Here is a 20,752-nt window from a genome sequence, read left to right as displayed (position 1 = left end):
TTATAGGAACTCCTCGCCACCACCACCGCCAAGCATAATTTCGCCTGAGTCAGCCAAACGTCTAGCCGTTGCCAAAATTTCTTTTTGTGCAGCTTCCACTTCACTGATCCGCACTGGAGGCATAGCCTCAAGGTCATCTTGCATCATCTCAGCAGCACGCTTAGACATATTCTTCATAATCTTTTCTTTTAAAGATTCATCCGCGCCTTTAATTGCTTTCATCAGTACGTCTTGCTGCACTTCACGCAGTATGGCTTGGATACCTCTGTCTTCTACATCCATCAAGTTTTCAAACACAAACATGAGGTCTTGAATTTGTTGCGACATTTCTTCGTCATGTTCTCGGATTGAATCCATCAACTGACCTTCAATATTGGTATCCAAGTAGTTCATGATATCTGCAGCGGCTTTTAAGCCACCCATTTTCGCTGCTTGTGCACCAGCTTGACCAGCGAACTGCTTCTCCATGATCTCATTGAGTTCTTGTAATGCCGCAGGTTGTACTTCTTCTAAGTTTGCAATGCGCATAGTTAAATCTAAGCGTACTTTCTCAGGAAACTGAGACAAGATTTCAGCGGATTGCTCAGGCTCGAGATAAGACAATACAATCGTTTGGATCTGCGGGTGTTCGTTGCGGATAATATTGGCAACTTGCTTCGAGTCCATCCACTTCAATGAATCCAACCCTTTTGCACCAGAGCCCATAACGATTTGGTCAATAAGACTTGCCGCTTTGTCTTCACCAAGTGCTGCGGTTAGCGCCTTCTTAATGAAATCTTCCGATTGGAAACCAATTGTACTAAAACTTTGAATTTGTTCGATAAACAAATTGTGCACAGCTGCTATTTTAGCCTGAGATAGGTCATCCATGGAGGCCATTGCCATACCGACCTTTTGCACTTGCTTTGGCTCTAAGTGTTTCAAAATCTGAGCCGCATCTTCTTCAGTCAAACTAAGCAGTAAGATGGCAGCCTTGTCGACGCCATCTAGCTTGTCAACGTCAAAGGCTGCGGGCAATTGTTTTTGTTCTTGATCAGTCATCTTCTGTCAACCACGCTTTCACAACTTGTGATGAGAGTTCTGGTTCGTTAGCAACTAAGGCACGTACTGCTTTGAGTAAGTCCTCGTCGCCATGTAAGTCTGGCAATTGTAATCTACCGTCAGAAGAGAAGCCAACCGCAGACTCATCGAATTCGTTATTTAGCATATCGAGTGTACTGTCACCTAAATCAACACCACTGGTCAACGCATCTTCATCAAAATCTTCAAGCGTATCATCTGGGTAAATTAGACGCTTAAGCATAGGTCTTACTACCGCTAAGATTAGCACAATGATCACTAAGGTACCTGCTGCAAGACGAATTGTCTTTTGGAACCAATCTTGCTCCCAAAGTGGTATCTCCTGCATTTCAGTGAGATCTTCACGTACGAATGGCACAGTAACTACCTCTAACGCATCACCTCGCTGCATATCAAAGCCCACACCACCTTGTAGCAAACGACGGATGTTATTTAACTCTTCTTGCGTACGCGGCGTCATTGCCATGTTACCTTCAGCATCAGGTTTTGCGAGGTAGTCAACGGCCACACTCACACTGATCCGGCGAATAACCCCTGTTTGCTGACGTTTATGGCTAATAGTGGTATCTAACTCATAGTTACGGGTTGCTTCTTTTTGATTGCTGCTTGGTGTTGCACTTTGACCATTGCCGCCTTGCCCTGCAACCTCTGGGATATTTGAGTTCACTGGAGGCTGATTAGTCAGTGCTCCCGGAATACCTACAGCTAAACCACCAATATTATTTTCTTCATAGGTTGTTTCGCTACGAACCGCAGGTAAATCTGGGTTATAACGTTTTTGTGTTTCTTCAACTGCACTAAAGTCCATCGTTAAGTCAACCTGAGCGGTAAAGTTACCAAGACCTACAGTTGGGATCAGGATGCTATCAATTTTTTCTAGATATTCTTGTTCACGCTTACGCTCAATTTCATACTCTTTTCTCGAGCGTGCAGCTAAAGAGTCTTGAGAACCGGAGTTGAGTAGGCGGCCGTTTTGATCGGTGACGGTCACGCGTGAAGGCTCTAGACCTTGTACCGCTGATGCCACGATGTCTACGATTGAATCAACTTCTTCGCCGCCAAGCGTTTTGCCACGTTTAAGGGTAATAACTACGGTTGCTGAGGGCTTTTTCTCGCGACGTGCAAAGACGTTTTCTTTTGGTATTGCAAGCAACACTTTTGCACGATTTACGTCTTGTAACTCTTCAATTGTTCTTGCAAGTTGTTGCTCACGGCTATGCTTTAAGCGCTCTCTTTCAAGACGTTGGCTAACACCAAAACCCATATCTTGCATCAGAATATCAGTGCCAGAACTCGGAGATTGGGTAAAACCGTCACGCGCCATGCGTAGTTTTATGTCTTGATAGTCCGACTCAGCGACTAAAATGGTATTACCATCTAATTGGTATTCAATTTTCTGTTGATCTAAAAAGTCTAACGTTTCGACGAGTTCTTCTGTTGGGTATTTACCAAGTGGGCGCATATCTGGTTGGCGCGCCCAAATGATAATAAAGATTGCGATTGCTAAACAAATAGCGAGGGCAATAACCAGAGTAACCTGGCGCAACATATCAACACCGCTTAGCGCACTGAAGTAGCCTGATTTTTGCTCTTGTTGCTCATCCGATCCGCTGTCATTATTCAGCGCTGCATCGGAAAGCGTAAGATCTGTTGATTGATTAGTAGCCACGATTACTCTCCACAGTCACTCAATTAAACTGGCATGCTCATGATTTCTTTATAGGCCTCAACAAGTTTATTACGAACTTGCACTGTTGCCTCAAAAGCGACCGACGATTTTTGTTTCGCTATCATGGCTTCTGCAAGAGAAACGCTTCTGTCACCCATTTCAACAGCGGTGACTTTTTGTTTCGCTTCTTGTTGTAAGCCATGAACCGTATTAAGTGCGTCTGAGAGTAAATCGCCAAACTGAGCCGATGAAGATGCCGCAGTCTTAACCGGCTGCACTGATGGCTGTGTGTTTCTCGTCGCTTCTGCAGCCATTGCCTGCATTTCTTGAAATAGCGCTGATGATTGTACTTTCATGATGCTTTACTCAAAATAACTCTTACTTACCTGTAATAAAGCAGAAAACGTGCCAACTTAAAATCTTTTATTTTCAACACCTTATGGGATTTTAATCATGTCGAAAAATTGGCAGTACATAGAAGTGAAAACTAGGCGCCTAAGATCTGCTGATCTTTATAGGCACCTGATTAAATTTGAATTAACAGATAAAGCTTAGCCTGAGGTTTGGATAAGCAACGAACTAACTCATTGTTTTTTAAGCTCAGCTAACTTAGGTTAAGCGGGTAGCGCAATCCCTAAATCTCGCATTTTTGCCAGCTTGTAGCGAAGTGTGCGAGGACTCATACCTAATACCTCCGCCACCTCTTTGCGTTTACCGTTAAACTTTGCCAGCGTATCTAAAATAATTTGGTGTTCTTTATCCTGTAGCTCATCTTTATAGCTAATGATTTCATCCTCACCTTGTGAGCGCTCCATTAAAGCTGATGCATCATTATTTACAAGTGGTGCAGATTCAATCAAAGCCATCGGCGAGAAATTTTCGATAAAAATATCATCTTCTTGAATTTCATTACCTTGGAACAAAATCAGGGCACGTTGAATAACGTTATCTAGCTCTCTTACGTTTCCAGGCCAACTATGCGAACTGAGCTTGTGCTTTGCACCGCTGCTTAATATAGGTGTTGGCTTGCCTGCTTTTTGCGTATGTCTTACCAACAAATGCTCGGCTAACACTGCGATATCACCCGCTCTGTCCTTCAGTGGCAACCACTCTAGTGGGAAAACATTGAGGCGATAATATAAATCTTCTCTAAATACCCCATCCTCCACCGCTTCTTTTAAATCGCGGTTACTGGTTGCCAACACTCTGACGTCCAGTGAAATGGTTTTTCTACTGCCTAAACGCTCTACTTCCCGCTCTTGTAATACGCGAAGTAATTTTGCTTGTAATCCCAAATCCATCTCTGTGATCTCATCAAGCAAAATCGTTCCCTTTTGTGCTTGCTCAAATTTTCCAGGACACGCTTGAATGGCACCTGTAAACGCCCCCTTTTCGTAACCAAATAGAGTCGCTTCGAGCATATTTTCTGGGATTGCAGCGCAGTTAATTGCGATAAAAGGCTCGTCTGCTCTGTCGGATTTATCGTGAATATAGCGAGCCAACACTTCTTTACCCGAACCGCTTGGTCCAAGTACCATCACGCTGGCATCCGACTTAGCTACTTTTGCAGCCAGTTCAAGTAGTTTAATACTCTTGGGATCGGCAACAATGGGGCCATCTGTCTCTTTTTCCTTCTCAGGTAGATAACGTCCAACCATATTAAGCAATACTTCAGGCGCAAATGGCTTAGCCATATAGTCGATGGCACCCAATCTCATCGCCTCAACCGCATCATCAATGGTCGCGTATGCTGTCATCATCAATACCGGTAATTCGGGATAGTTGAGTTTAATGGTCTTTAACAAGTCAAGCCCACTCATGGCACCCATTTGCACATCACTCACCACCAAAGAAAAGGTTTCCTGCTTTAGCAATAAAACGGCTTGTTCCGCACAACTTGCTTCTACGCACTCGATATTTGAAAGCTGCAATGTATCGATAAGTGCTTCTCTTAAACCAGCATCATCTTCAACAACTAAAACTCTGTTACTCATAGTTCCTCCGCCTCAATTAGTGGTAGTACCAAGCTAAAACGTGCGCCCTTACCTTCAACATTGTCTGCCTGCGCAAACCCTTTGTGCGCGTTAGCGACCGAATTAACCACCGCAAGTCCTAGCCCAGTCCCCTGCGACTTAGTTGTAAAAAATGGTTCAAACAACTTGTCTACTAAGGTTTCATCAATACCAGGACCATTATCAACAACTGAGATACGTACATACTCGCCACACGGCTCGCGCTCTGCATTAAGTTCAATGTGTGCCGCACTGCCAATTATTTGAATACTGTTGTGGATCAGGTTTTGGATCGCACTTGCAAGCGCAGTACGATTACCTAATATTTCGATATCTGGCTCGGGTAAAAATGCTTCCAATTTTGCTTGGTTAAGCTCAACCATAGCGTCAGCACCCGCTTTGACTTCACTTAATAATTGTTGCATTGACACTCGCTCAACCACTTGTTGTTCACCGCTTTTAGCAAACAACAGCATGTCATTAACTTGGCTTTCTAAGTCTTTTAACCGAGACATCAACTTATCGTGAAACTTTTCTCGAGAAGCCGAAGGAAGATTAGCTGCACCTAGGTTTGCACCATATAACATCGCAGCCGATAACGGCGTACGCACTTGATGCGCCAATGAAGCAACCATTTTTCCTAACGCACTTAACCTTTGCATATGCGCAACACGGCTTTGAAGCCGGCGCGTCTCGGTGAGATCTGTCATCAAAATGAGTTGCCCAGGTTCTGGTGTTAGCGCGGTAATATCTAACTTAATTCTTCTGCCATCTTTAAGAGAGACTTCATGACCATCGTCCTGCTGTGGTCGAAATGAACGCTGAATAACGCTAAACCACTTTTCACCTTCGAGTGGTTCACCCAACATATCCATCGCAATTTGATTCGCCTTGGCAATCATACCTTGACCATCAAGTACCACGACACCCGCAGGCATAGTATCAACAAGATGGCTTAACCAACTCGCCTGCTGCCTAAGGTCGCTTAGCTCACCGACGTAGGCTTCTTGCAGCAAACAGGGGTTGTAGCGATTCGTCGTTGGTACAAATTGTGGATTAATAACATGTGCTAATGCCATTTTTCCGCTCTCTTAAAAATAAACTCAATGGATAAAAGCAAAAAACGATCCAACTTTATATTTCATTTAAAACATAGAGTTATATAACACTTAACAATATCAATTTATTGACACTGTTTTTATATACAGCGTTATGCTAGAGTTTTTGAAAGCCAAATGTGATGCCGCAATGAGTAGTTAGCGTAGTAAATCATTTAGCTTATTCATATTCACAATTAGATAGAAGAGAGCCAACAATGACAATACGATGCGGCTGGGTGGACGAGAGCAAACCCGATTATGTTGAATACCATGATAAGGAATGGGGAAGACCTGTACTGGATGACCAGAGCTTGTTTGAGTTTATCACATTGGAATCTGCACAAGCTGGCTTAAGCTGGTATACCATTTTGAAAAAACGTGAAGGCTATAGAAAAGCATTCCACGATTTTGATGTACACAAAGTGAGCCTGATGACAGAGCAAGATATCGAGCGGCTATTAGCATGTGACGGAATTATCAGAAACCGCGCAAAAATCGCAGCAACGATAAACAACGCTAAGCGATTTATTGAAATTCAGCAAGAGTTTGGCAGCTTTGCAAAATACCAGTGGCAATTTGTTAATTACAAGCCTGTTATCAACCCCATGCGTGACAAACACGATGCCGTTGCCACCAGTGAAATCAGCGACAAATTTGCCAAGGACTTAAAAAAACGTGGATTTAAGTTTTTAGGTTCAACCACAGTGTATGCACATATGCAAGCTTGCGGCATGGTTAACGACCATGCCGATAACTGCTTTTGCAAACAAACCATTATTGCCAGTTATCAAGACTTGGATTTTACTCAACTTTAAACAATAAAGTACAAGGCCGCGTATTAAGTGGCCTTGCTGAGTTGATTAGGTAACCTGAACTTGGAATAACAACTTGTTCTCTAGCAGCTGTTATCCCTTACTACTGCGTTAAATTTGCTTGCAATAGGCCAGCTATTGACGCACAAATTTGCCTTGTATTAAGAAATAACTTCTGGCTAGAGTGATACTTCGCTTTTGAATTTAGTGATTTTAGTGGATTAACTTACTTCTTATCCCGAGTTCAGGTTAGGTAGTAATTGATGAACTATCAATCACGATTGAGATTATACTTTTTCATCTTCTCAACTAATGTTGTTCGGCGAACGCCCAAGATTTCAGCTGCGCGAGCAACCACATAGTCGTAGCGCTCTAAAGCTTGAGTGATCAAATCAATTTCAAGCTCTGCTAAATATTCTTTTAACTCTATCCCCTCGTCCGGCAGTAAGCCAACATTCGATGCTTGCGGCGCAAAATCTTCCGCGACCATGTCCTCTTCGTCGTCACTAAAGCCATCGCTAAATAGCTCATTGAAGGCATCTTTTTCTAGTAGTTCTTCTGGATATTCAGGCTCAAATGCTTCGACTTCTATATAGCGGTATTTTTGTGGTAAATCCGTCACATCGACAACCTTGTCTGGGAACATAATCACCATTCGTTCCACAAGGTTTGCAAGCTCTCGAATATTCCCAGGCCAAGCGTGCGACTTTAAGCTGTCTACGGCTCTATCCGTAAACTTAACCGAATTGCCCGTTTGTTCATTTACTCTACGTGTTAGTTCTTTTAGCAGTAGCGCAATATCTTCCGCACGCTCGTTTAGAGAGGGGTTTTCAATAGGGAATACATTGAGTCTATAAAATAAGTCTTCGCGAAACTTGCCATCTTCAATCATGGTTTCAAGATTACGGTGCGTCGCGGCAATCACACGAACATCCGCCTGAATCGGCTTTGTGCCCCCGACTCGTTCATAGGTACGTTCTTGCAAAACTCGTAACAATTTCACCTGCATTTGCAGTGGCATATCACCGATTTCATCGAGAAAAAGCGTACCGCCTTGCGCCAGTTCAAAGCGCCCTTTTCTGGCTGAAATCGCGCCAGTAAACGCGCCTTTTTCATGACCAAAAAGCTCGCTTTCTAACAGCTCACCAGGGATAGCACCACAGTTAACTGGCACAAATGGTCCCTGCGCACGTTTAGACAATAAGTGTACGTTACGAGCAACCACTTCCTTACCGGTTCCTGATTCCCCCAAAATAAGGACATTGGCGTCGGTTTTGGCCACTTGAGAAATCAAGAAACGAACGTTTTTAACCGCTTCGGTTTCCCCAACTAAACCATCAAAGCTCTTATTTAGTAGCTTGTTCTCTTTATTTGGAAGCATACGTAAATATTGCTGACAGTCATGTAGCAATTGCATCGTGACTTCTTGCCCAAAGGGTTCGGTGATAAGCCCTATTACATTCGGTAATGCAAGTAGCGGCCTGAGCGTTTCACCTATTAATAAAAACGGGACGGCGGGATGAGATTTTATCAACGCTTCGTGTGTTAAGCTTTGCAAAGCGCCTAGCACAAAAATTGGTTCTTGGTTGTTATCAAGGATCTTGGGCTCATAACGCTCTTCGGCCAGCACTTCATTTGCTTGACCGACAAAACTAAGTGCCGCACCTAATCCGATCGCTCTTTTGTTGTTGTTATCTAAGATCAAGACCATTGCTTGAGAACCAATCTACTTAAAATTCTTTAATAGTTAGATTGTAAGAGAGATTAAGGGGGATGCAATACCTAAGTGGCAACTTTTTGACATTAACGCCAAAAAATCGCCACTAGAGCTGTTCTATATCAATACTTTGGTATTAATTTATAATAAACCTAGTACCGATGATGCAGACTGATTAGCTTGACCACGCAAAGCAATAGAAGCTTGCGATAAAATATCGTTGGCAACTTGATCGCTCACCGCTTGCGCGTAATCGGTGTCTTGAATTCGACTTTGGCTCGCCGCAATGTTCTCACGTTGGTTACTTGCAGAGCGAATTGTACTAGATACCGCATTTTCAAATGCGCCAAGCTCCGCGCGTTGGCTGTTTAAATCCTCAGAGACTGTATCTGCCGCATCAATGGCAGCTTGTGCGCCCGCCTGCGTCGAAATGTCCACACTCAATATTGCACTGGCAAAACCGCCATCAGTCTGCTGTAGCGACTGAGTGGTATTAGCGTCGGGACCTACCTGAAAACTACGAGACTCACCGTCAAAAATTTGTGCGCCACCAAATGTAGTGTTTTCAAACGTTTCGCTGATTTGCGTTTGCAACTGCGATACTTCCTCTTGCAATGCTTGACGGTCACTATCTGTCAGCGCCCCATTACCGGCTTGAATCGATAATTCTCTAATTCGGGAAACCGCATCATTCACACCAGATAATGCCGAGTCAGCAGTTTGCGAATACGAGATACCATCATATGCGTTACGAATAGATTGACTGTAGCCGTCCTGTTGAGACGTCAAACGATTAATGATCTGCAAAGCCGCAGCGTCGTCTGCAGCAGAATTAACCTTCTTACCAGAAGCCAGCTGTTGATTGAGTTTATTAGCAGTCTGCTCCGTACGATTAAAAAAAGCAGTACTTTGTGATTGGATTTTCATATATACCCCCATTCACTATCATTAGGTTAAATCTACGCTATTGTGAGCAAAAAGTCACCATAGCCGTTAAATTTCCTGCAATGACTGGCATAAATACTGCAAAACACATAGAAGTGATATAAAGTATTGAGTAGTAGCTAATTTATTGTATCGGTGAGATATCTAGAGCAGTTTCGATACTCGATACTGTAAAGTTTTGATTGCACCTGTAGGTGGACACCCTATGTTTGATAATAAAACCATTTTAATAACCGGCGGCACAGGCTCTTTTGGCAAAAAATATGTAAAAACTTTGCTCGAGAGATACAAGCCTAAAAAAATCATTATCTTTTCTCGAGATGAGTTAAAACAGTTTGAGATGCAACAAGAGTTTAATCAACGCTGCATGCGATACTTTATCGGAGATGTACGAGATAAAGATAGGTTACGAAGAGCAATGCAAGGCGTCAACTACGTCATTCATGCCGCTGCATTGAAACAAGTTCCTGCTGCTGAATATAATCCTATGGAGTGTATTAAAACCAATATTAATGGGGCTGAAAATGTGATTGAAGCCGCTTTAGATAATGATGTAGAAAAGGTTATCGCACTTTCTACAGATAAAGCAGCAAATCCAATTAATTTATACGGTGCTACGAAGCTCGCATCAGATAAACTTTTCGTCGCTGCGAACAATATTGCAGGTGGACATAAAACTCTTTTTTCCGTTGTCCGTTATGGCAATGTTGTCTGCTCCAGAGGCTCTGTAGTTCCTGTCTTTCAAAAGTTCATTGATGAAGGTAAAGATCACATTCCTATCACACACCCTGAAATGACCCGTTTTTGGATAAGCCTGCAGCAAGGGGTTGACTTTGTACTGAAGAATTTTGAGCGGATGCTAGGTGGTGAAATCTTCGTTCCAAAGATACCTTCCATAAAGATTACGGATTTGGCGACCGCGATGGCCCCCAACTTACCGCAGAAAATTATTGGTATACGTCCAGGCGAAAAACTTCACGAAGTAATGTGTCCTGCAGACTTATGCTTTGATACTTTTGAATATGACGATCATTTCGTTATCGCTCCAGGTATAAAGTTCAGTAGTCGAAGTAACGACTTTACGATCAACGCAATTGGCGAAAAAGGCCACCCTGTTAGTACTAACTTCGAATTTAACTCTCTCGATAACCCTGATTATATGTCTGTTGAAGAAATATTGGCATTTAACATTGAGGCAATTAAATGATCCCATATGGCAGACAAGATATTAATCAAGATGATATAGATGCTGTCATTGAAGTTCTAAAGTCAGACTGGCTAACCCAAGGCCCTAAAGTTCAAGATTTTGAGTTAAAAGTTGCGCAACACTGCAATGTTGAACATGCTATCGCATGTAATAGTGCTACTTCAGCTTTGCACATAGCGTGCTTAGCATTAGAAATCGGTCCAGATGATATCGTTTGGACATCACCAGTCTCATTCGTAGCAAGTAGTAACTGTGCCCTATATTGCGGTGCAAGCATCGACTTTGTTGATATAGACACCCAAACGGGTAATATGTCGATTCAAGCTTTGACAAAAAAACTTGAGCAATCAAAATCTGAAAATAAACTACCCAAAGCTATCATTCCAGTGCACCTTGCAGGTCAGCCTTGCGATATGTATGAAATTGCTGAACTGTCGAAAAAATATGGATTTAAAGTAATAGAGGATGCCTCCCACGCTATCGGTGCGAATTACAAAGGGGAACCTGTAGGAAACTGTAAATACAGTGATATCTGCGTATTTAGCTTTCACCCAGTAAAGATTGTCACAAGTGCTGAAGGAGGCATGCTTACAACTAAGCATGGACAATTAGCACACAGAGCCAAGTCATTTAGAAGCCACGGTATTACCTCTGATCCAAAAGAATTACTCCAGCAAAGTCACGGTCCTTGGTATTATGAACAGCAATCTTTAGGCTTTAATTATCGACTGACAGATATACAAGCAGCTCTCGGTCTAAGTCAAATGTCGCGCCTAGAAGATTTTGTTACTCGGCGAAACCAGTTGGCTGAGATTTACAGTGATAATTTGCCTAAGCAGTTTTGCCATTTAACTCGGCTATCTAATCGTCGCTCCTCCTATCACCTTTATATCGTGCTGCTACCTGAAGGCTTGGACCAAAAATACGTGGTCACACATTTACGCGATAAGGGAGTGTTTGCACACGTCCATTATATCCCGATTCATTTACAGCCGTTTTACCAATCTCTCGGATTTAAAAAAGGTGATTTTCCCAATGCGGAAGCGTACTATAAACGAGCCATTACTTTGCCTCTACACCCTAATTTGACAACACAAGATATTACTTACATCTCGTCCATATTGTCGGAGCTATTATGAAGTTAGCACTAGGTACCGTTCAATTTGGTTTAGATTATGGAGTGAGTAATTTTGATGGCAGACCGGGCACAGCAGAAGTGGCTCAAATTCTAGAGATTGCTGAAAAAAATAATATCAACTTGATTGATACTGCTATCGGTTACGGCAATAGTCATAACGTCCTAAACGATCATCATGTAGCCAAACGTGATTTCAATCTGATCACGAAACTTCCTCCGCTCAACAAAGCTTACTTCGAAAAGTCGGATGTAGACCATTACCTGCAATATATTGAAAGTGCTTTTGAGGAACTCGGCGCCGACTCTTTATACGGCGTGTTATTTCACCAAAGTGCAGATCTCCTAAAGCCCGGAGTAGAAGCAATCTGGCAAAGACTAACAGCCCTCCAAAGTGAAAAAAAAATTTCAAAGCTAGGTGTATCGATGTATGCCAATGCTGACTGTAAACAGCTCTTATCACTTTATCAGCTTGATCTAGTTCAACTACCATACAATATATTGGACAGATACTTTGAACAGACAGGATGGTTAGCTCAATTCCGACAACGGGGAATTGAAGTTCATGCTCGAAGTATATTTCTACAGGGGTTGCTTTTGATGGAATCTGACAAAGTACCGCCTTACTTCAAGCCTTGGATAAGCAACCTTGAACAGATTTCAAAACTCGCAGAGACCTTCAATACCTCCAAGTTAGTTATTAGCCTCGCTTATGTATTACAGCAAAAAGCGATAGATCACTGTGTTGTTGGAGTAAATAAGGCTCGAGAGCTTACTGACATACTATCAGCTTTTGAGAATGCGATTCACATAGCTTCAAGTGACTTGCCAGATTTGAGTGTGGATGATTTAGCGTTAACCAACCCCGCACTGTGGCCATAACGAATAGGAATTAAAATGCAAATGAAGACAAACCAGTCCCCACTAAAGCTTGCGTTCATTGGTGGTGGCAATAATTCAGCTGTCGGTTATGTACACTTTGCAGCCACTCAACTCGACAACAAATTCACCGTTGTTGCTGGTGCTTTTTCACGAGATACGGAACAAAACATTGCAACCTCAAATCGCTGGGGTATATCAGAGCAACGCACTTATCGTTGCTGGAAAGAGCTTATAAAAAAAGAGAAAAGTAACGTAGATGCCTTTGTTGTACTGACACCTACCCCCCACCATATCGAAGTTCTCACAACTTTGTTGGAGCAAGATATACCCGTAATTTGCGAAAAATCATTAGTTTGCGGCCCACTTGAAATAGCAACTCTCGAGAAGACTTATAACGCCAGTAAGCACTTCTTAGCAGTTACCTATAACTATTCAGGTTATGCCATGATCAGAGAGCTAAAGCATCTGATTAAGCACGATAAGCTGGGAACCATACAGAAAGTTCATTTAGAGATGCCTCAAGAGGGTTTTCGTAGACCTCCAGATATTGCGGGGAAAGCTTCTAGCCCTCAGGCTTGGCGCTTACACGACAGCGAAGTTCCAACAATTTGTTTGGATTTAGGCGTTCATTTACATCACTTGTCCACTTACTTGCTCGACATTGAACCGAACGAAACCATAGCAGAATTTGCGAATCACTCGCAGTACCCAAATTTAGTAGATGATGTACATATGCTATTAAAATATCCATGTAATATTAAAGGTAGTATGTGGATGTCTAAGACAGCAATAGGACATAGGAATGGCTTAAAAGTGCGCATTTATGGTGAAAAAGGGAGTGCGTTTTGGTATCAACTCAACCCAGATGAACTTGAACTCAACTATAATGATGGCCGCAGAGAAATTTTGGACCGCGCTGGGCAATGTGAGTACGCAGGTCAATTTCGGTATAACCGTATGAAGCCAGGCCACCCTACCGGGTTTGTCGAAGCATTCGCTAACCTATACGCAGATATACACCACGAGCTATGCTTATATCTGGAAGGTGAAAAGAAAAGCAATGACTACGTATTTGGCCTAGAGCAAGCTAAAGCAGGTCTGTGCCTATTTAAAGCCGCCAAAGAATCTGTACACTCTGGTACTTGGGAAAAAATAGCGAATTAACATCGTTTCAATAGACCTTATTTATTCCCTAATCAATTTTAGGGAATAAATTTTCAGCCAATTGCATCAAACACTTCGCTCTTGAGTTCTGAATGAGCCAAGCTTTGCTAACGACTTTTACCTTCGGTTTAGCTCTTCATACCACTAAAATAAAAATCACTTTCGGGATATCTCCCCCTTGCATAAGGTGTTGTTCAACCTATCTTTTGTAGCTCACCTTGTGCTGAACATAATAGTGCTTTTACATCGTGTAGCCTCAAAGCCAGCCGTAAACGTGCAATCGGCCTTCCAGTTTGTCCACTGTTCTGATTAGATAATAAGCTTGTTAATCAAACGGCTGTCAGGCAAGCCTAGTTGCTTAAATTCTCTATATATCGGAGCATAGTACTGAACCGCTGCGATAAACACCGGTGTCTGGGTTTTTGTCAGCATATCTGGTGCATAAACCGGTTTACCCATAAACGTGGTTCCAATTTTATTGGGGTCTGGATCAACAAAATAAGCTAACTCGACTCTTTTGAAGTAGTTGCTATGCTCCAATAACAGACGTGCTGTTTCTCCTGCCCCCCAAAGAACAACAGGCACTTTGGAGTCCGCTAACGCGACGATATCATTCAGCCCAGCCAGCTCCAATTTATCCGCTAACAACGCCTCTTCATCAGCGCTTAACTCTCCGATACGCATGAGTATCAAGTCGTCTAAATAAACCACGTGTGCGCCAAGCTGCTTTAATGATTTATATAAACGCACAATAAGCACCAAATCATCGCTGCTAATACGCTCTTCTTTAAAATCAAAACTTATCTGAAAATTACAAGCTTTCAGCTGATATCGATCAATTAGCTCGGCAAACGCACGAATTTCCGCTTGAAACTTATTTCCATCCGTGAATATGTATTTAACCGTAACGGCTTCGGCATTAGCACTGGAGTACTTTACAAGGTTTTCCATCACCTTATGTAAGCTGTTTTTGCCCCGGATCTTGACAAACGTTTCTTCAGTCCCCGCATCTATACTCGTAAATATGCTAACTTTCTTAGCGAGCAGTAGCTCATAGATCGCTTTATTAAACACTACCGCATTAGTTATAACCCGGTTGCTTGATAGCGGTAATCGCTCCGTTGTCTGCAAAAGTAATTTAGAAAAATGCTTATCAGAGGTAGGCTCTCCCCCGCCCCAAATGCAAAGCGCTTTTTCACTCAGTCGTTGCTCATCTAATAATGCTTTTTGCAAAGCCAGTACGTCGTAAGCTGGCTTTTCTCCACCGTAGTAAGTATCGCTACAGTAGCTACATTTCAAGTTACATACTGAGTGATGCTCATACGATACCTTTGTAATTTTACTAGATTCAATCGCCCCCCACTGTTTAAACTCTAGGTAAGGGCAACCATCGCAACCTGTCGGCTCACCCATATTGATATCTGCAAATAGCTTTTTCTTTGCATCCATTATCGTTTTTACTAGATTTTCGGATTGCGCTAGCTGCTCACTATTAACAATAGTTACGTCGCCACGCATTTCGTTGTCAACAAAGAAACGCTTACAGCAAGTACGAATTTCTTTTGGTGCAAGAAACGCGGAGTGATGTAAGTCTATACAGCTCCACTTTTTCCCTTCGTTTTCTTCTAGGAATTCATCTATTACTTCACTTCGGCGCTGCGCTGCGGTTTCATGCGTCATCATGGTATTAAGAAAGTGTTTTACTAACAAACTGTAATAGGTTTTGTCCAATGGTAGGCTATCAATAGACACAGAAAAATCGTTAAGTTGTTTAAACGTATATTCATAGAGAGGCTCTCGAAGCTCCTTACTTGGCGCTTTTAAGAATATTTTCCGGATGCAAGTAGCAACCAACCCAATTACACCGGTTAAGAAAGCAGTATGCAGGCTTTGGTTCTTTGAAACTGATTTGAGGAGTGTGTGGATCACTGCATAAGAGCGATAAAACCCTTTGATGTGAGACGTGCTAACCGAATTCACTATTGAACCAGGTCGTGGGGTTTTTAAATAGATAACTTCATCCAGTAATTTTACTTCCCTTGCATGCCAGTACACTAAAAAGGTAAAGTCAATATCTTCATGGAAGCCACCAGCAAAGGACACCTGATGCTCTATCAATAATTGACGCTTGATCATCAAGTAAATTGCCGAATGATCCATTCTAAATTTTACGTATTTTTCTAACAACAAAGCTTTTTCATTTGTAAATTCAGGTTTATCAAACCGACCTTCAAAATGAAATGTCTCATTGTTAACGTTATCTTTTTTATATCGCCAGTCAAAAGCCACCACATCACAATTAACGGTTTCGGGATCAACAAATTGTATCAACTGCTTTAACGCTAGATCAGTCAATGCATCATCACTGTCAACAAATAAAATCCACTCCCCTTTAGCATGCTCTATACCCAAATTACGCGCAGCTCCCGGACCACTATTAGTCTCAGTCTGGAGCACATGCACAGCTTGATTGCGCTCTGCAAAAGCTGATAACAACGCAAAAGTACCATCCGTTGAGCAATCATCAATTACGATGATCTCAGCGAAATCTTCTAATTGAGTCACCAAACTTGCAAGACAAGCTTGAATATACTCAGCGCTGTTGTAAGTTGGTACTATTAGTGAAATCTTCATGCTATTACTCTCTAAAGTGCTTATCTACCTGACTAGCTGTATGTCTCTTTGACTTGCTGCCGGAGTACTTTTCCCATCGCATTTCGGGCTAAATTGTCACACTTTTCAATAATCCGAGGCTGTTGATAATCGGTCAATTCAGCGAAGCATAATTTACGTAACGCTTGCTCAAGGCTTTCTTCTTGTTGTGCTTTCGCCTGCTCGTAGACTACTTTAATGACTTCTCCTAAAGTAGGATCGGCAACGCCAAAAGCAACGCAATCAGTAACTAAGGGGTGACGTTTTATTACCTCTTCAATATCTTGTGGGTAAATATTGATGCCACCACTTGATATTACCTCTTTTTTGCGACCCACATAAAATAGAAAACCTTCCTTATTCAGGTAGCCCAAATCGCCTGTGTAAAAATAACCTGTATCATCATATGCAGCTTTTGTTGCCTCTAACTGTTTCAAATAACCTGAAAATTGAGTTGTAGTTTTACAGGCAATTTCTCCGACAACTCCGATTTCAACAGGCTTTCTGTGGCCGTCACAGATCTTTACATCAACAAATGGGAGAGGTTTACCTACACTGCCCTGATTTCCACCTTCATCATCGATACAAAAGTCCGTTACTACCCCCACTTCAGATGCACCATAGCATTCATGAAACTCGCAGCTAAGTAACTTTAATAACTTCCCTTTCGTCACTGTATTTAAAACAGCTGATGAAGACACAAGTATTCGGACGGAGGAAATGTCTTTGTTTTCGACACCTTGGGCAACTAACCCCTCTAGCTGTGAAGACACCGCAAACAGGAAACTGACTTGATACTGTTCGATAGCACCTAGCCAGCTTTGTAACTGAAACTTAGGTAAAATCACAGTTGTAGCGCCGAGCATTAACGGCATTAATACCCCCCGTTGGGCAAGGGAATGATAAAGCGGTGTTGCGACCAAAATGACATCATCTGACGTTAATTGATAGTAATTTATCGTTGCTGAAAACGCGCGTTCAATCTTACACTTTTGACTTAACACGATTGGTTTTGGTGAACCTGTTGAGCCTGACGTCATAGTCAAAATAAAGTCCAACTCAGGCGCTGCATCCGAGTATTCTTCGTCATGTTCTACATCGGTGAAAATATCTTCCCAACAACGTTCACCGAGAACGCTTTCACCTATAGTTATTACCTCATCTTCTCTCACAACCGCACTTTCCAGTAAAGTACGACTAACAGTGGGCCAACAAATGGCCATACTTACAGGAGTCTTCTTCAGCGCTATTTCTAACGCAGCTCCCTTTAGGGTTATTGGTAACGGTACCACAGCTAAACCCAATTTCGCAGCAGCTAGCAATACAACAGGGTATTCAATGCCATTGGGTGCAAACAATGCAATTCGCTGCCCCGGTGTTAGACCCTGCTCCTTAAAAAAACGACTTAAAATTAGGACGTAATTAAATAACGAGCGGTAGGTAACTTCCGTTCCGGAAAATACTACTGCTACCTTATCTGGCGACTTTTCCACATTTCGATGAAAAAGGTGGTATATATTAACCATGCTCGTTCTCTCTCGTTAACATTACATAATTAAACTTTTTAGGATCAGCTGATGGGAAAATTGATTGTGTAACCTGAAAATGAGGACTATCGACCTCAATAGCTTTGAAACCATTATGCTGATTCAGCAAATTAACAAATTTATTGTCTTTATGGATTACTGCAAGCCAAATACCATCAGGATATTCTTCCTCACAGAGTTTTAGCTGCCAGTTTAATGCCAACTGGACATACGCAAAATTAACCTGCTCAAGGGCTGAAAACCAGCCGCCATATAAGTATGTTTGCCCGTTTTGCTCTAGTGATTGGTGCCAAATATAGATGAGAGGATTACCATCTAACTCAACGACAAAGTTTTCACGTTGATTTTGATGCCACCACTTGTAGTGACCAAGTGTCGGGATAGCTTCCGTGATAGTCATTCTGACGTTATTATGTTGACTATTGCGGGCGTGTAAATAGCGATTAATATCAAAAAAGTCTACCATCCTAACGGTTAAATCTGCTGCTATAGGTAGATATTCACGTTTACAAAGTGACTGTATTTCCGCTTCAGACTGTGCCTGTTGTGATAATAAATGACTTGAAACTCTAGCAGCTCCCCGGCCATCGACGCAAACTTTACTGTGGTTTCTGTACTCAGCTAGCTTGTCTGAATTATCAAGTAATATATTAATCAATTCAACGACTTCCAACGGATCACTAGATAAAAACTCAGGCAGATGTAAACAGTGCCCTAAATCATCCAACCAGCTCTGATTATGCTCTTGATTTTTAGCCATACTAAATGTTAGTGCAGGTGTTTTTGTTGCAGCAAGTTCATACAACGAAGTACCCAACGCACCAACAAATAACTGTGCTCTAATAAAGCTTGGGTACAAACTCTCTGGACTTCTGTTTATCTCAACTTGTGGATAAATATGCTGCAACGATATTATCGAGTCATAATTTGTTGCAGATGGTCCTAGGACAACTTCTATCGGCTGACATGGCCTAAGCTGACACACTAATTCAATTATAGGAGTCAATAACTCCCAATCCCCGCCACCACCGAGAGAAAATAGCAGATGAGAACGTTCTATATCTGCGCGCGAACTGTCGTGATATACACTTTCAAGTAAAGCATATTTAGGTCCCAAAAGCGTTTCACAGTCATGAGATATCAAATGATGATAATAAGCTTCGGTTTGATCTCCTCGCCATCTAATATCTATTAATGTATTGGCTAAATGTTCACGACCCAAATCATCTATTACAACAAGTTTAAATTGATCTTGAATTTGGCTTTCCCACTCTCTACCTAATAGATAAGAGTCAACAACGATAGCTTCAGCACCTACTTGGTAAGCGATAGATAAAGTTTGTTGGGCATCATCATATTCACTCGTCCCATGAGTAATTAGGGTGACGCTGTAGTTAATACCACTGATATAGTCACTCAGACAGTCATTTTCATCTAAAATGAAATGACTACCACAACCCAGAACACTAAGCTCCTTAGCCAAATTCAAGCATCGTTTTAGGTGGCCAATTCCTTGAGTGCTGTTAACACGAAAAACAAACATCAAGACCTCAAGATTACATCAATGAGGCCACCCACTGTCGCTGAGTCTGGTCTCAACATTTGCTCAGGTGTTAGGCGAACCCCAAAATCGGTTTCGATCTGCATTACCATTGATAACATTTCAAATGAGTCTAATAACCCGGACTCCATAAAATTAAAACCTTGTAGCTGTTCACTCTTAACGGCTACACCACGAGCTAATAGAAAGGTCTGAAAAAATTCAAGTAGCTGAGTTTCGCTAGGCATTAACAAAAATCCTCCCATTTAAGCTGAGTACCTGCAGGTAAAGACTTATTTACTCGTCGCCCGATAAGCGATGGCAAGTGCTTTGGTTGAATTTCGCCTCCACCTGGGCGCATTTGTCGCAAATGCATATCAGACAGCGTTTCACCCGATTTAACGTCCTTAATAAGGTAAACACAACGGCGCTTTTGACAAGGAGTATCTGGGTAATGTACTTGCCCCATTGCTTTCTCGATCTGTCTTACTCCATGTACAAGGTTTTGTAATTCTTCTGGTGTCATTGAGAAAAAGCTATCTGCAGTTTGATCATTTTTATCCATTACAAAGTGCTTTTCGATAACACATCCACCCACAGCAACCGACGCTAAAGGCACATCGTTCCCTAGTGTATGATCTGACAAACCAACAGGAACCGAAAAAGCTTCTCGCATATGCGGTATTGTTCTTAGATTAATACTATCAGCAGGTGCCGGATAAGTACTGGTACACTTTAACAGGCATAATTCAGTGACACCGGCATCTTTTGCTACTTTTACTGCGTCTGCAATTTCAGGCAGCGTCGCACCGCCAGTAGACATAATCACAGGCTTGCCGGTTGCGGCAACATCACGAATAAGTTGATGATCAATCAGCTCTGGAGACGCAATTTTATATGCCGGCGCATCAAGTTGTTCTAATAAATCAACAGCTGATTTATCGAATGGTGAAGAAAAGCAAGTAATCCCTATTTTTTTAGCTAATTCAAAAAGTTCAGCATGAAACTCCCAAGGCATGTACGCATGTTGATAAAGATCGTATAAATACTGCCCCTTCCACGGCCCATCTTTAATAAAAAAATGTGGTAAGTCACACTTCATTGTAAGCGTGTCGGCACTATATGTTTGTAATTTAATTGCATCGGCACCCGCTTCCTTTGCCGCATAAACCAACTCTTTGGCTCGACTTAAGCTTTGTCCATGGTTTGCTGACATCTCAGCAATAATATAATTTGGGTGTTGATGTCCGACTAGACGCCCATCTATTTTAAGCTCTTGTTTAAACATAT

17 protein-coding genes are annotated in these 20,752 nt (G+C 42.0%); 5 read left to right on the top strand and 12 right to left on the bottom strand.

Features of this window, described 5'->3' with window-relative positions; translation table 11 throughout:
- The 5 genes from fliG to GSF04_RS11070 all read right to left on the bottom strand — a co-directional run bounded on the left by fliG (nt 1) and on the right by GSF04_RS11070 (nt 5,840).
- Nucleotides 1-1,041, bottom strand: a complete 1,041-nt coding sequence (gene fliG / locus GSF04_RS11090) for a flagellar motor switch protein FliG (RefSeq protein ID WP_010369151.1) — start codon at nt 1,039-1,041, stop codon at nt 1-3.
- Complete coding sequence (gene fliF / locus GSF04_RS11085; protein WP_211859957.1) at nt 1,034-2,752, bottom strand: flagellar basal-body MS-ring/collar protein FliF; 1,719 nt, start codon at nt 2,750-2,752, stop codon at nt 1,034-1,036. Before fliF ends, fliG begins: the two co-directional genes overlap by 8 nt.
- 20 nt (nt 2,753-2,772) lie before the next feature.
- Entirely contained in the window at nt 2,773-3,105 is a 333-nt protein-coding gene (fliE, locus tag GSF04_RS11080) for a flagellar hook-basal body complex protein FliE (protein ID WP_010369155.1), read from the bottom strand.
- 258 nt (nt 3,106-3,363) lie between these two features.
- The gene (locus GSF04_RS11075; protein WP_211859547.1) at nt 3,364-4,743 is read right to left on the bottom strand and encodes a sigma-54 dependent transcriptional regulator; all 1,380 of its coding nucleotides are present in this window, start codon (nt 4,741-4,743) and stop codon (nt 3,364-3,366) included.
- On the bottom strand, nt 4,740-5,840 hold the full coding sequence (locus tag GSF04_RS11070; RefSeq protein WP_095728221.1) for an ATP-binding protein: 1,101 nt from the start codon (nt 5,838-5,840) through the stop codon (nt 4,740-4,742). Before GSF04_RS11070 ends, GSF04_RS11075 begins: the two co-directional genes overlap by 4 nt.
- A 236-nt stretch (nt 5,841-6,076) precedes the next feature.
- Between GSF04_RS11070 and GSF04_RS11065 the strand changes: the two genes are divergently transcribed.
- Nucleotides 6,077-6,676, top strand: a complete 600-nt coding sequence (locus tag GSF04_RS11065) for a DNA-3-methyladenine glycosylase I (protein WP_211859546.1) — start codon at nt 6,077-6,079, stop codon at nt 6,674-6,676.
- Between the two features lie 268 nt (nt 6,677-6,944).
- Here the strand turns inward: GSF04_RS11065 and GSF04_RS11060 are convergent, their stop codons facing one another.
- Both GSF04_RS11060 and GSF04_RS11055 read right to left on the bottom strand, forming a co-directional pair.
- Entirely contained in the window at nt 6,945-8,384 is a 1,440-nt protein-coding gene (locus GSF04_RS11060) for a sigma-54 dependent transcriptional regulator (RefSeq protein WP_039492533.1), read from the bottom strand.
- 147 nt (nt 8,385-8,531) lie between these two features.
- Complete coding sequence (locus GSF04_RS11055; RefSeq protein ID WP_039492535.1) at nt 8,532-9,317, bottom strand: flagellin; 786 nt, start codon at nt 9,315-9,317, stop codon at nt 8,532-8,534.
- Between the two features lie 223 nt (nt 9,318-9,540).
- Between GSF04_RS11055 and pseB the strand changes: the two genes are divergently transcribed.
- Genes pseB through GSF04_RS11035 form a run of 4 tightly spaced genes read left to right on the top strand, consistent with a single transcriptional unit; the run spans nt 9,541 to nt 13,723 of the window.
- Entirely contained in the window at nt 9,541-10,542 is a 1,002-nt protein-coding gene (gene pseB, locus GSF04_RS11050) for a UDP-N-acetylglucosamine 4,6-dehydratase (inverting) (protein ID WP_039492537.1), read from the top strand.
- Entirely contained in the window at nt 10,539-11,681 is a 1,143-nt protein-coding gene (pseC, locus tag GSF04_RS11045; RefSeq protein ID WP_211859545.1) for a UDP-4-amino-4,6-dideoxy-N-acetyl-beta-L-altrosamine transaminase, read from the top strand. The genes pseB and pseC overlap by 4 nt, the downstream gene beginning before the upstream one ends.
- On the top strand, nt 11,678-12,559 hold the full coding sequence (locus GSF04_RS11040) for an aldo/keto reductase (RefSeq protein ID WP_211859544.1): 882 nt from the start codon (nt 11,678-11,680) through the stop codon (nt 12,557-12,559). The genes pseC and GSF04_RS11040 overlap by 4 nt, the downstream gene beginning before the upstream one ends.
- A 15-nt stretch (nt 12,560-12,574) precedes the next feature.
- The gene (locus GSF04_RS11035; protein ID WP_223193695.1) at nt 12,575-13,723 is read left to right on the top strand and encodes a Gfo/Idh/MocA family oxidoreductase; all 1,149 of its coding nucleotides are present in this window, start codon (nt 12,575-12,577) and stop codon (nt 13,721-13,723) included.
- A gap of 309 nt (nt 13,724-14,032) precedes the next feature.
- Here GSF04_RS11035 and GSF04_RS11030 read toward each other — a convergent pair whose 3' ends face one another.
- Genes GSF04_RS11030 through pseI form a run of 5 tightly spaced genes read right to left on the bottom strand, consistent with a single transcriptional unit; the run spans nt 14,033 to nt 20,750 of the window.
- Nucleotides 14,033-16,357 carry a glycosyltransferase gene (locus GSF04_RS11030; RefSeq protein WP_211859543.1) on the bottom strand — a complete coding sequence of 775 codons (2,325 nt, stop codon included), beginning with the start codon at nt 16,355-16,357 and terminating at the stop codon, nt 14,033-14,035.
- A 32-nt stretch (nt 16,358-16,389) separates the two neighbouring features.
- Nucleotides 16,390-17,901, bottom strand: coding sequence for a class I adenylate-forming enzyme family protein (locus tag GSF04_RS11025; RefSeq protein ID WP_211859542.1), 1,512 nt, complete (start codon nt 17,899-17,901; stop codon nt 16,390-16,392).
- Nucleotides 17,894-19,465 (bottom strand): UDP-2,4-diacetamido-2,4,6-trideoxy-beta-L-altropyranose hydrolase, encoded by a 1,572-nt coding sequence (gene pseG / locus GSF04_RS11020; protein WP_211859541.1) that lies wholly within the window; start codon nt 19,463-19,465, stop codon nt 17,894-17,896. The genes GSF04_RS11025 and pseG overlap by 8 nt, the downstream gene beginning before the upstream one ends.
- Complete coding sequence (locus tag GSF04_RS11015) at nt 19,465-19,710, bottom strand: phosphopantetheine-binding protein (RefSeq protein ID WP_211859540.1); 246 nt, start codon at nt 19,708-19,710, stop codon at nt 19,465-19,467. The genes pseG and GSF04_RS11015 overlap by 1 nt, the downstream gene beginning before the upstream one ends.
- Nucleotides 19,710-20,750 (bottom strand): pseudaminic acid synthase, encoded by a 1,041-nt coding sequence (gene pseI / locus GSF04_RS11010; RefSeq protein ID WP_211859539.1) that lies wholly within the window; start codon nt 20,748-20,750, stop codon nt 19,710-19,712. The genes GSF04_RS11015 and pseI overlap by 1 nt, the downstream gene beginning before the upstream one ends.
- Nucleotides 20,751-20,752: the final 2 nt, after the last annotated feature.

The organism is Pseudoalteromonas sp. A22 (assembly GCF_018141345.1).
GTDB classification, from domain to species: Bacteria; Pseudomonadota; Gammaproteobacteria; order Enterobacterales; family Alteromonadaceae; genus Pseudoalteromonas; species Pseudoalteromonas maricaloris.
Note: the sequence above shows the minus strand (reverse complement) of the source record. Positions and strands in the feature narration are given on the sequence as shown.